The organism is Microcystis sp. LE19-10.1B (assembly GCF_027530565.1).
GTDB lineage: Bacteria > Cyanobacteriota > Cyanobacteriia > Cyanobacteriales > Microcystaceae > Microcystis > Microcystis aeruginosa.
Genome location: NZ_JAPZQM010000454.1, coordinates 1 through 10,383 on the forward strand (window position 1 = coordinate 1; position 10,383 = coordinate 10,383).

Consider the following 10,383-nt stretch of genomic DNA (forward strand, 5'->3'; position numbering starts at 1 on the left):
GGGCGACTGTTTTGAGTGAACAGCCAATAAACTCAGCTATTTCTCGTTGAGTTTTTCCGTCGTTTAGCAAGAGAAACATTAAAATTCTTTCCCTAACCTCTGCTCTTTCTTCTTCTTTAAGAGCTTTTTGTAAGTTTTTCTTTTCTTCTAAGTCTAGTAAATCTTTGGCTGGCATAAGTAGGATTTTTCTCAAGTTACTATTTCTATTTTAGGTGGTTTAAGTGCGTTTTAGCTTATAACCAAGAACACCCGTGGGTTCGGGGACACCCACAGCAGCAGAAGCGACGGTCAACAAATGCCGAGAGATTTTTTGAGATTATTCATACATCGAATAATTTGCTCTACGAATAAAGTTATGTGTAGATTTTAGAAGCAATTTGATTGAAGTCAACATAAAACTAGAGGATTTTACTCTATCATTAACTTATTTTAATTTTCGATGTACCTAGGATTTGCTGAATAAATCTAACAACCTTGTTGGATAAGGTTTTTAGACTTTTTTTCCCTCAAAAAGTGCCGACCATTGGAGTGATTGGGGGGAAATTCCGGGACTTTTTCCCTGAAAATTAGGTAATTGACCACCTGAAAATCGGTAAAACCCCACACCCCACACCCCACACCCTACCCCCAGGAAAAACTTTTTGCCGCAAACCCTATTTACCCTCGACCAACTCAAAAAAACCCCAGCCGACTTTCCCGATCGCTGCCGTCTGTGAGACAATCGATCGAGTGTTATCCTAAACTCCGCCAATTTTCATGTCCGACGACGCTACTATTCGCACTGCTGTACAACGTCTCTACAATACCTATCCTTTCCCCCCCGAACCGCTCCTAGATGAACCTCCTCCCGGTTACAATTGGCGCTGGAATTGGATTGCTGCCTATAACTTTTGTTGTCATCGTAAACCCGAACGAGAGGATATCCGCATTCTCGATGCGGGTTGTGGTACTGGTGCGGGAACCGAATATCTGCTCGCGCTCAACCCTTTTGCTAATATAGTCGCTATAGATATCAGTGAAAAAGCCCTAGAAATCGCCAAAGAACGCTGTAATCGTTCTGGAGTCGCACCAAAACACCGAGGTTCTCTGGATTTTCACCATTTACCCCTTGAATCCGCCACTAATCTCCCCGGAGAATTTGATTTAATTAACTGCGTCGGGGTGCTGCACCATCTCCCGGACCCGATTAAAGGGATTCAATCCCTCGCGCAAAAACTGGCCCCCGGTGGTCTGCTGCACATTTTTGTCTATGCACAATTGGGCCGCTGGGAAATCCAGTTAATGCAATCGGCGATCGCACTTTTGCAAGGAGACCGGCGCGGGGATTATAAAGATGGGGTCGCTGTCGGCCGAGAGATTTTTGCCTCCCTACCAGAAAATAATCGCATTTTGAAACGGGAAAAAGAGCGTTGGTCAATGGAAAATCATCGCGATGAGTCCTTCGCTGATATGTACGTTCACCCCCGGGAAGTGGACTATAATATCGATACCCTTTTTCAACTGATTGATGCGTCAGGATTAGCCTTTATTGGCTTTTCTAACCCTTCCTACTGGCAATTAGAGCGTTTATTGGGTAAATCCCCCGAATTGATGGCTAGAGCGCAAAATTTAGGGGAAAGGGAACGTTATCGCTTGACGGAATTATTAGACCCGGAAATCACCCACTATGAATTTTTCCTCGCTAAACCACCGATTTTGACTGCCGATTGGTCCAGGGATCAAGTCCTCGAGAATGCAGTGGCCGAAGTTCATCCCTGTCTTTACGGTTGGCCTAGTGCAAGTGTTCTAGATTACGATTATCGGCCGGTTAATCTCTCGGAGAGAGAATTTGCTTTTTTACAAGCTTGTGATGGTCGTTTAACCGTGGCAGCAATCGACGCTCAAGTTGCTTTAGGATTAACTGGTGTGCGTTCTTTACAACAGCGCCAACTACTGATTTTAAGTTAGGGAAAATTTGGGGATGTTAGAGATAGCGTCCCTTGGCAATGGGTAACTTTTAAACTAACTTGGCTAAATTTTGCCAAAAATTCTTTTTTCTCAACAATTATCCCCCTCTCTCCCCATAGTTTCAGCCCCAGAATTAACCGGGGCTGAATTATAATAGTTATATAGAGTGGACAAGGCTGATAAATTTCTGATTGGTCCGATTTTTACCCAGATCGGCAAACGGGAGTTTAGTCATTATCCCAAGATTCCGAGGCGATTAAGTCACCAATTTGATCCCTGAGAAGGTAGTCACACCGTTCTAGTTCACATTCAACACAAACCCACTCCCGAGGGGGAATGAACTGACAGAGGGTGTAGATCGGTTGGTGTCTGCTCACTACCCCCTGTTCTACCATCTGACGGACTTCGTCCTTAATCATCCTGATAGAGTAAGCGGTGGGAGCGGTGGAGAAAGTTATGGCACTCATGGGAGATTTCCTGCAAGATCTACAAAAAAGTCTTATCAATAACTATACTCTAACCTATAAGGGGACAAAAGAGATTTTTTGCTGTATCGAGGATGACAATTTTTTATATATAGCGAAACCCTCTCCCCTCACCAGTTTAGGCTTAGGTTAAGAAAAGTTAAATTTATCGGCTAAAAGCTGTCGAGTCCCCTTATACCGAATCGGCTTTTTTAGCCGTCAGGAGTCAGGAGTCAGGAGTCAGGAGTCAGGAGTCAGGAGTTAGCTTTTTCTCCCTACTCCTCTCTCACCACTTCCCACTTCCCACTTAAACTAATAAATGGGGAATAAAAATAAAAGCCGCTACGAGTAAAGCGGCGATCGAGGCGATTAAAACGGCACCAGCGGCACAATCTTTCGCTATTTTGGCTAAATCATGGTAGGATTGCCCCACCGTCAGATCTACGACTGATTCTAGGGCAGTGTTAATTAATTCTAAGACCATCACCAGAGCGCAGGTAAGGGTGACAATCGCCATTTCCATGGCATTAACCCGCAAAAATAAGCCCCAACTAACCGCTACTAGGGTAATCAGGGTGTGAATGCGAAAATTTCTTTGACTAACAAAAGCATAACGGACTCCGGCCCAAGCGTAGCGAAAACTGACTAACAGATTCGAGGCGACTTGCCAAGCGTATTCTCTTTGACTGGGATTGTTGCCCTCACTAACCTGTCCCGATCGAGGGATAAAATTATTGTTGAGATAGGGATTAGATAGGCTGGTAGATTGGTTGGCTTGATGATAGTTTGTCTTCATATTCCTCAATAATGCTTGACAAAAATAACTAACTATGTATCGGCATTTCGACGGTTTTTAACAAAGTTTCCTGTAAAGATAGCATTTCTAACAGACTTGTTTCATCGGGATGGTCCCAACCCAAAAGATGTAAACAAGCGTGGGCAGTTAACCAGGCCAATTCTCGCGCCAAAGAATGATTTTGTGTTAAAGCCTGTTGTTGTGCTGTCTCCACAGAGATGATAATATCCCCCAAATATAAAGGTTCTGTCTCTAAAATGCCCTCATCCACTGGTAAATCCACTTCCAGAGCGGCAAAAGCGAGAACATCCGTCGGTTGATCTTTGTGGCGATATTGGCAATTATAGGTCTGAATTTCTCGATCGTCTGTTAAACGCAAACTTAGTTCATAACCGGCGGCAAGGGGGAGATAATCCGATAGATAGCCTAACCATGTCTCCAACCAATAGTGCCAAGTTTCCCCATCCACAGGACTATTTCCGGGATTAAAATAATTATCCTGTAGGCATAAATCCACCCCTAGGGGCAAAGTCTCACTCACCAGATTTCACCCTAGGGACGCGTCAGATAGGAAATACCGACAAAAAAGCCTAATAGGGCTGCTGTAGTCAAAAAAAAGTGTTTTAACGAGACGCCTTTTTTCTTGACCATATTCCGCATCGCCAGCTTGACGTAACTGGGTTGCGCTTCGGTGGCGGTTTCTACTGCGGGGTCAGTGGTGCTAACAGGTTCAGTCATCAGTAATTCCCCAGACAAAGATTGATCGCTATAAGTGTAACAGATTATTAAAAAAGTGCCAAAAAAATTCAAGTCCGGGGGAAAATCGTTCCCCTTCCGGGATAGTCAAAACCGCTCAACTCCCCCACACCCCACACCCCACACCCCACACCCCACACCCCACACCCCAGCAGTCTAACCATGTCTTCCCAATATCCCGAAAGCATCCAGACTATTTTTCAAAAAATTTGGGGCTATGATAGCTTTCGCTTTCCCCAACAGGAGATTATCGAGACGATTTTAGCGGCAAAGGATGCCCTAATTGTCATGCCCACGGGATTTGGTAAATCTATCTGTTTTCAACTGCCCGCTTTATTAAAAACCGGCTTAACCCTAGTGATTTCTCCCCTAGTGGCCCTGATGGAAAATCAGGTGGAGGAATTATTAGCTAAAAAACTACCCGTCGCCCTGATTCATAACGAAATCCCCCGACAACAGAGAAAGAAAACCTTAGCAGCGATCGCAGATCAAACCCTGCGACTTCTCTATCTTTCCCCAGAAACCCTCTTAAGTCCGCCCCTCTGGTCAAAATTAACCCTTCCCCACGTTAAAATTAACGCTCTCATCCTCGACGAGGCCCATTGTTTAACCCAGTGGGGCGATAATTTTCGTCCTGCTTACCGTCGTCTTGGGGCCGTCCGTCCCGCTCTTCTGCAATCGAAACCGGCCGGCAGCCAAATAGCGATCGCTGCTTTTACCGCCACCGCTAACCCCGCTACCCGTGAGACTCTCACCCGCATCTTACAACTAGAAAAACCACAACTTTTCTTAATAAATCCTTACCGTCAAAACCTTGACTTAAGCACCAAAATATGTATTAGCCCCGGTTGTCGTCGTCATCAACTATTAAACTTCCTCACCGGTCAACCTCGACAATCCGGCCTGATCTATACTCGTTCCCGTCGCCATAGTGAAAATTTAGCGGCATGGTTGCAATCTCTCCACTATCGCACCAGTGCCTATCATGCCGGTTTATCCCCCTTTCAGCGTCGGGAAATAGAACAAAATTGGCTGCGGGGGGATTTAACTTTTGTTGTCTGTACCTCAGCTTTTGGCATGGGTATCAATAAACCCGATGTGCGTTGGGTTGTCCACTACCAACCCCCAGCTTTACTATCGGAATACCTACAGGAAATCGGCCGCGGTGGTCGCGATGGGGGTAAAATGCAGGCTCTCACCTTAATTAGTGAACCGACGGGATGGTTAGATAATAGCGATAAAAACCAGCAAAAATTCTTTAACTCCCAACAGGAACGCCAATACCGACAAGCTTGGCAAATTTTAGCCCAAATTCCCCTAGAGGGCAAAGTAGAGGCGATTAGTGCCGAATTTCCCGATGGTGCGCTCATTCTCTCCCTTTTACACAGTCTCGATCGCCTAGAATGGCTCGATCCTTTTCATTATCGGCTTATTTATCGCCATAATTCCGCCAAGATGACTTTTAAACCCAGAAATGAGATATTTCCCTATCTCTATACCCGTCGCTGTCGTTGGCACTTTCTCTTAAATGCCTTTGGTTTTCAGGAAAATGCCGATAATTTTCGCTGTGGTCATTGTGATAATTGTCGTCGCAATCGACCTCTGGTAAGCTAGGAAGCGCCAGAGCAGGGAGAGCAGAGCATTCGTACTAAATTTTTTATGTCTTTTTTCTCCTCCTGTCTCGGATTCTCCTAACCTAAGGTCAGGTTTTTGATTTTTGCAGGAGAGCTATAGCGGGTTTCCCAGAAGTTAGTCCCGATTGAATCTATCAAGAGATTTACCATACCTTACCCGAAATAATAGTGAAATTCTGTGACAAAGTGCAGCCAGATACAAGAATCTTTGCTAGATTCCTAGAAAGCTTCTGTGATCAGTCTCCTTAAAGGAGGCTGTTTGCGGTAAGCTAATCTGGCTAACAGGCTTTTGGGCGTGATATAGGGAAAAGTTCTGGCGATCGCGCCTAAATGGGGTGATGTGCCGAAAGTTGACCCATATTGTTACTCTGGAGAGTGTTATACAGAGAGTTTATGTATAATTAATAGTTATGCATATTCATAAACCAAAATCCTAAGCGTGTCGCAAGTTGAGACTTGCTATTTTTTGTCCATTAAGACGACATATTTGAATTAAAATGAAGGATTTCGTACCATTATTTCAGACAATTCTTTGGATTAGTTTAATATTTGGTTTGGTTGTCTATCTCAGACCTGAACTTAAGTTGCTACGGAAGGTGTTAACAAAAAGATTAGAGTCTGGTAGTTCTATTAAAGTTGGGCCCTTAGAGATTGGAGAATTAAGAGATGAGGTTAGAGATGTACGTAAGGAGTTGAGTGATGTTAATGAGAAAGTTTCGGATCTATTTTTAACAACAATGTCTCCAAATATGTACTTCAATCTAAAGAAGCTTAAGTCTGGAAGATTTGGAAATTACGAAATAAACAAAGGTTTAAAGAGAGAACTTTACCATCTTCGAGATATTGGATACATCGAAGTTGAGTCCATCACAGGTATTCCATCTGAAGGAAGGAATCTGTCAGATCATGTACAAATAACGCCTACCGGAAAACAGTTTGTAGAACTGAGGGAGAACATAGAATCAGAAAAGAAAATTCATAACAATTCTGGTGCAGCGGATTGATTGAAGCCGTTTGTAGAGTCGCAAAGTTTTCGGTAACCGCTGACCAGTACGATCGCCGATCTTGTAGGGTGCGTTCCCTAATGTGGCTCCTACTGCTCCACCGATCGATTTTTGGGGAACGCACCATGCACATTGATTGCAGCTGTGGGTTAAAGTGCGATGCGGAAGGCACTGGGTAGCAGATCGCTGATCTTGTAGAGACGTAGTAGGATGGGCATTAGCTCATCCTACAGACCTGTGAGATATTATAGAGGGGTCTCCAGAAGTCAAATCGTAATCAGGAGTTAGTATATGCAAGCAATCCTTTTAAGCCGTGAAGAAGTTGCTCAACGTGCAGAGAAACTGTACGAAAGCAGAATCCGCCAAGAGGTGGAAGTTGAAGAAAACATTGGCAAGATGGTTATCATTGACATTGAAACAGGTGACTACAAAGTTGATGAAAATGGCTTACACGCTGCTGACTTATTGAGCGAGAAACACCCCCATGCTCGGCTCTTTGGGATCAAAATTGGCTACAACGTTGCCGCCGCTTTTGGTGGGGGTGTTATGGAGCGTGTAGTTAAGTGATTTCAGGTATTGTGGCTAATGGACACCCGATCATCACTATCCCATTTCGGATTCCAAATCGCGCTGACTTTCCGATTGAGTTTGTAGTAGATACAGGATTTACAGATGAGCTTTGTTTACCACCCGAAGCAGTAGCATTACTGAATCTTCCTTTCAGGTACGATATGCGTGCGAATTTAGCAGACAACAGCCAAGTAATGCTGCCTCTTCACAAAGCAATTATTATCTGGAATGGTGAGGAGCGAGAAACTCGTGTATTTGCCACAGGGCGGCGACCCCTGGTTGGAACTGCTTTATTAGATAGCCATGAACTTGTGATTCAGTTTACGGAAGGTGGGTTGGTAACGATTGATGATTTGTAGTGCGATGCCGAAGGCACTGCGTAGCAGCACGCCGATCTTGTAGGGTGCGTTCCCTAAGGCGACTCCTACTGCTCCAGCGATCGATTTTTGGGGAACGCACCATGCACATTGATTGAAGCGCCGATTCAAATTTGAAGTGCACCACTGGGGGGCTTCCGATGAGGCGGCTCATCAGTAGTAGAGCGGGAGCACTTCGTTAGAATAAATCAGAGTATCATTAAGGCAAAATACTGAGTTGAGGTCAACCCTATGGCAGTTCGTCAACGGCGTTATCCCAAAGATGAGTTAGCCGAGCGAGGGCAAAAACTCTACGAATCTGGCATTCGGCAGCAAGTCGAAGCCGGTAATGAAGGTAAGATTGTAGCGATCGACATTGAAACTGGAGAGTTTGAAGTCGATGAAAACGTTGTGCCTGCAACTAATCGACTCTTTGAACGTCACCCCGATGCCCAACCTTGGATCATTCGTATCGGACATCGCGCTGTTTATCATTTCGGGGCACGGAGTTTGAAGAAAAATCCATGATGGAAGGTGTTGTAAATTTGCGGCGTGAAGCCACGCTAAGGATTGTAGTCGGAAACTCAAATCGGCAACTGCAAGCGGTTGACGCGGTGATTGATACTGGGTTCAATGGATTTTTATCTTTGCCCTCTACAATCATCGCTACATTAAATTTACCTTGGAGTGGTTCTGATTTTGTCACGCTGGGTGATGGCAGTGAAACTTATTTTGATCTGTACACTGGGACTGTGATATGGGATGGGCAGTACCAAGAGATTGATATTGCAGAATCAGAAACAGAGCCTCTACTAGGAATGGCGCTGCTTTACAGATATCGGTTGCAGGTCGATAACATTGAGGGCGGTAAGGTCAAGATTGAAGCCTTATGAGCCAGTGCTAGAAGAGATTCGGTGAGGCGCGGTCTAACAACGCAGCCGTAGGGTGCGTTCCCTAATATGGCTCCTACTGCTCCAGCGATCGATTTTTGGGGAACGCACCATGCACATTGATTGAAACTGTGGGTTAAAGTGCGATGCCGCTCCTCCCGCTCAAACCCCGGAACCCTCTGCTCTCGTTGGTCTGGGGGCCGTCGTCGCTCTGGGGGCTGGCTTCAAGCGCCGCCGCGCCTAGGCAGACAAAAACTAAGCGTTAATTGAAGGTATTACAACAGGATATCTGCAAGGGTCTCTTTTTTTGTGGGTAATTGTGAATTAGAGAAATTGACATATAATAAGAGCATAGAGCTAAATATACCTTTAAAATAGCTTTTCTCATGCCTACCGTCCTTCAAGTTGGGCCTTACAGTTTTATCTTTTTCAGTTCAGATCAACGAGAGCCAGCCCATATCCATGTCAAACGCGATCGCAAACTCGCTAAATATTGGCTTGATCCCATTACCTTAGAGAAAAACCGAGGATTCAAAGAACATGAATTAAACCAGATTGCTAAACTAATAACAGAACATCAACCCGCAATCCTAACCGCATGGCATGATTACTTTGACCCTTGAAACCGAGCCAATTGCCCATCAAGTGACCCTAACCGACGATAAATTAATAATCGACCTAGCCGACGGTCGCAGCATCACCGTTCCGCTAACATGGTACCCTCGTTTACTGCACGCCTCCCCCGCCGAGCGTCAAAATTGGCAACTCTTAGCGGATGGATGTGCTATCGAATGGCTCGATCTAGATGAGCATATTGGTATCGAAGGACTATTAGCTGGTCGGCGCAGTAGCGAGAGTTCACGCTCCCTGAATCGATGGTTAACAACTCGCAGACAAACTGTAACCGAGTAAATGGGGACAATGTTTCTGTTGTGCCACCCAAACTCCTCCATTCTTGCCCTGTAATTTATATCAAAATTTACTTAGGGTTTGCTGAATAAATCTAAAAACCTTGTTGGGTAAGACTTTTAGACTTTTTGTCAATCAAAAAGTACCAGGTATGGGAGTGATCAGGGGGAAAATTCTGGGACTTTTTCCCTAAAAATTAGGTAATTGGCCACCTCAAAACCGGTAAAACCCCACACCCCACACCCCACACCCCACACCCTGCCCCCACCGAAAAACTTTTTCAGCAGACCCTACTTAAACCTTGACAATGAGGCAGAGGCTTAACAACGAGCGATTGCGCTTTTCTTTGCGCTCTGCGATCAACCCTGCCAGATGGCAAATCTCACGCTTTTTTTGAAAAACACCAGTGCGATCGCTATCGCTGTAGGGTGCGTTCCTTAATGCAAGTCCTACTGCTCCAGCGATCGATTTTTGGGGAACGTACCATGCACATTGATTGAAGTTGTGATCCCAAATCCCGTTACAATAAAACGAGTAAAGACGAGGTTTTAGACCCGATTTTTTTGATACCATTTAGTGAATAATCGACCTCTGGTAAGCTAGGGAGCGCCAGAGCAGAGCGTTTGTACTAAATTTTCTATGTCTTTTTTCTTCTCCTGTCTCGGATTCTCCTAACCTAACGGAAGGTTTTTGATTTTTGCAGGAGATATATAGCGGGTTTCCCAGAAGTTAGTCCCGATTGAAACGCTGGCCTATCTAGGGGTTGCTGAATAAATCTAAAAACCTTGTTGGATAATATTTTTAGACTTTTTTGAAATCAAAAAGTACCAGCGATTGGAGTGATTGGGAGGAAAATTCAGGGACTTTTTCCCTGAAAATTAGGTAATTGACCGCCTGAAAATGGGTAAAACCCTACACCCCACACCCGTTACAGTAGAGCAGGAAGTCGCCTTCCCACCCCCTGCTTCAAAACCGGACTTACGACTTTCGCCGTATCCGGCTCCTGAGTAACTAGGCTACTGTCATTAGTAGAATAATAATGGGAATTATTATTTCC

Annotated in this window: 17 protein-coding genes; 12 read left to right on the forward strand and 5 right to left on the reverse strand. The window is 44.8% G+C overall.

Going from position 1 to position 10,383, the window contains the following annotated elements; translation table 11 throughout:
• Window positions 1–175, reverse strand: a 175-nt coding sequence (locus tag O9332_RS16560) for a helix-turn-helix domain-containing protein (protein ID WP_288026495.1), incomplete at its 3' end; no start/stop codon positions are given.
• A gap of 581 nt (window positions 176–756) precedes the next feature.
• Between O9332_RS16560 and O9332_RS16565 the strand changes: the two genes are divergently transcribed.
• Complete coding sequence (locus O9332_RS16565; protein WP_002763435.1) at window positions 757–1,947, forward strand: class I SAM-dependent methyltransferase; 1,191 nt, start codon at window positions 757–759, stop codon at window positions 1,945–1,947.
• 227 nt (window positions 1,948–2,174) lie between these two features.
• Here O9332_RS16565 and O9332_RS16570 read toward each other — a convergent pair whose 3' ends face one another.
• Window positions 2,175–2,414, reverse strand: a complete 240-nt coding sequence (locus O9332_RS16570) for a DUF4327 family protein (RefSeq protein WP_002738935.1) — start codon at window positions 2,412–2,414, stop codon at window positions 2,175–2,177.
• On the opposite strand from O9332_RS16570, the gene O9332_RS16575 reads away from it, so the two are divergent.
• On the forward strand, window positions 2,404–2,565 hold the full coding sequence (locus O9332_RS16575; protein WP_196219891.1) for a hypothetical protein: 162 nt from the start codon (window positions 2,404–2,406) through the stop codon (window positions 2,563–2,565). The two genes, O9332_RS16570 and O9332_RS16575, sit on opposite strands and share 11 nt — an antisense overlap.
• 153 nt (window positions 2,566–2,718) lie before the next feature.
• Here the strand turns inward: O9332_RS16575 and O9332_RS16580 are convergent, their stop codons facing one another.
• The 3 genes from O9332_RS16580 to O9332_RS16590 are packed head-to-tail and all read right to left on the reverse strand — an operon-like array spanning window position 2,719 to window position 3,945.
• Window positions 2,719–3,207 carry a diacylglycerol kinase family protein gene (locus tag O9332_RS16580; protein WP_002763438.1) on the reverse strand — a complete coding sequence of 163 codons (489 nt, stop codon included), beginning with the start codon at window positions 3,205–3,207 and terminating at the stop codon, window positions 2,719–2,721.
• Window positions 3,208–3,235: 28 nt separating this feature from the next.
• Window positions 3,236–3,748, reverse strand: coding sequence for an rRNA maturation RNase YbeY (ybeY, locus tag O9332_RS16585; RefSeq protein ID WP_002763439.1), 513 nt, complete (start codon window positions 3,746–3,748; stop codon window positions 3,236–3,238).
• An 11-nt stretch (window positions 3,749–3,759) separates the two neighbouring features.
• A complete protein-coding gene (locus O9332_RS16590) occupies window positions 3,760–3,945 on the reverse strand; it encodes a DUF3285 domain-containing protein (RefSeq protein ID WP_002752941.1) in 186 nt (61 codons plus the stop codon).
• Window positions 3,946–4,000: 55 nt separating this feature from the next.
• Between O9332_RS16590 and O9332_RS16595 the strand changes: the two genes are divergently transcribed.
• The 10 genes from O9332_RS16595 (at window position 4,001) to O9332_RS16640 (ending at window position 9,329) form a co-directional block, all read left to right on the forward strand.
• Window positions 4,001–4,123, forward strand: a complete 123-nt coding sequence (locus O9332_RS16595) for a hypothetical protein (RefSeq protein ID WP_288026490.1) — start codon at window positions 4,001–4,003, stop codon at window positions 4,121–4,123.
• Window positions 4,124–4,125: 2 nt separating this feature from the next.
• Window positions 4,126–5,577: a RecQ family ATP-dependent DNA helicase gene (locus tag O9332_RS16600; RefSeq protein ID WP_288026492.1), complete on the forward strand. Its 1,452-nt coding sequence runs from the start codon at window positions 4,126–4,128 to the stop codon at window positions 5,575–5,577.
• Window positions 5,578–6,094: 517 nt separating this feature from the next.
• Entirely contained in the window at window positions 6,095–6,601 is a 507-nt protein-coding gene (locus O9332_RS16605; RefSeq protein ID WP_002763441.1) for a hypothetical protein, read from the forward strand.
• 291 nt (window positions 6,602–6,892) lie between these two features.
• A complete protein-coding gene (locus O9332_RS16610) occupies window positions 6,893–7,168 on the forward strand; it encodes a hypothetical protein (RefSeq protein ID WP_002739245.1) in 276 nt (91 codons plus the stop codon).
• Window positions 7,165–7,530, forward strand: coding sequence for a clan AA aspartic protease (locus O9332_RS16615; RefSeq protein ID WP_008205585.1), 366 nt, complete (start codon window positions 7,165–7,167; stop codon window positions 7,528–7,530). Before O9332_RS16610 ends, O9332_RS16615 begins: the two co-directional genes overlap by 4 nt.
• A gap of 249 nt (window positions 7,531–7,779) precedes the next feature.
• Window positions 7,780–8,055, forward strand: a complete 276-nt coding sequence (locus O9332_RS16620; protein WP_002752924.1) for a hypothetical protein — start codon at window positions 7,780–7,782, stop codon at window positions 8,053–8,055.
• Window positions 8,052–8,420 carry a hypothetical protein gene (locus O9332_RS16625; RefSeq protein WP_002752923.1) on the forward strand — a complete coding sequence of 123 codons (369 nt, stop codon included), beginning with the start codon at window positions 8,052–8,054 and terminating at the stop codon, window positions 8,418–8,420. Before O9332_RS16620 ends, O9332_RS16625 begins: the two co-directional genes overlap by 4 nt.
• 190 nt (window positions 8,421–8,610) lie before the next feature.
• Entirely contained in the window at window positions 8,611–8,661 is a 51-nt protein-coding gene (locus O9332_RS16630; RefSeq protein WP_230400958.1) for a hypothetical protein, read from the forward strand.
• A 142-nt stretch (window positions 8,662–8,803) separates the two neighbouring features.
• Window positions 8,804–9,040 carry a DUF4160 domain-containing protein gene (locus tag O9332_RS16635; protein WP_002763445.1) on the forward strand — a complete coding sequence of 79 codons (237 nt, stop codon included), beginning with the start codon at window positions 8,804–8,806 and terminating at the stop codon, window positions 9,038–9,040.
• Complete coding sequence (locus O9332_RS16640) at window positions 9,021–9,329, forward strand: DUF2442 domain-containing protein (RefSeq protein ID WP_002752921.1); 309 nt, start codon at window positions 9,021–9,023, stop codon at window positions 9,327–9,329. Before O9332_RS16635 ends, O9332_RS16640 begins: the two co-directional genes overlap by 20 nt.
• Window positions 9,330–10,383: the final 1,054 nt, after the last annotated feature.

Bases quoted from the DNA above. Each gene is read 5' to 3' on its own strand.
- O9332_RS16625 (WP_002752923.1), top strand. From the start codon at position 8,052: ATGATGGAAGGTGTTGTAAATTTGCGGCGTGAAGCCACGCTAAGGATT.
- O9332_RS16580 (WP_002763438.1), bottom strand. From the start codon at position 3,207: ATGAAGACAAACTATCATCAAGCCAACCAATCTACCAGCCTATCTAAT.
- O9332_RS16600 (WP_288026492.1), top strand. From the start codon at position 4,126: ATGTCTTCCCAATATCCCGAAAGCATCCAGACTATTTTTCAAAAAATT.
- O9332_RS16620 (WP_002752924.1), top strand. From the start codon at position 7,780: ATGGCAGTTCGTCAACGGCGTTATCCCAAAGATGAGTTAGCCGAGCGA.
- O9332_RS16610 (WP_002739245.1), top strand. From the start codon at position 6,893: ATGCAAGCAATCCTTTTAAGCCGTGAAGAAGTTGCTCAACGTGCAGAG.
- O9332_RS16590 (WP_002752941.1), bottom strand. From the start codon at position 3,945: ATGACTGAACCTGTTAGCACCACTGACCCCGCAGTAGAAACCGCCACC.
- O9332_RS16575 (WP_196219891.1), top strand. From the start codon at position 2,404: ATGGCACTCATGGGAGATTTCCTGCAAGATCTACAAAAAAGTCTTATC.
- O9332_RS16565 (WP_002763435.1), top strand. From the start codon at position 757: ATGTCCGACGACGCTACTATTCGCACTGCTGTACAACGTCTCTACAAT.
- O9332_RS16570 (WP_002738935.1), bottom strand. From the start codon at position 2,414: ATGAGTGCCATAACTTTCTCCACCGCTCCCACCGCTTACTCTATCAGG.
- O9332_RS16640 (WP_002752921.1), top strand. From the start codon at position 9,021: ATGATTACTTTGACCCTTGAAACCGAGCCAATTGCCCATCAAGTGACC.
- O9332_RS16605 (WP_002763441.1), top strand. From the start codon at position 6,095: ATGAAGGATTTCGTACCATTATTTCAGACAATTCTTTGGATTAGTTTA.
- O9332_RS16635 (WP_002763445.1), top strand. From the start codon at position 8,804: ATGCCTACCGTCCTTCAAGTTGGGCCTTACAGTTTTATCTTTTTCAGT.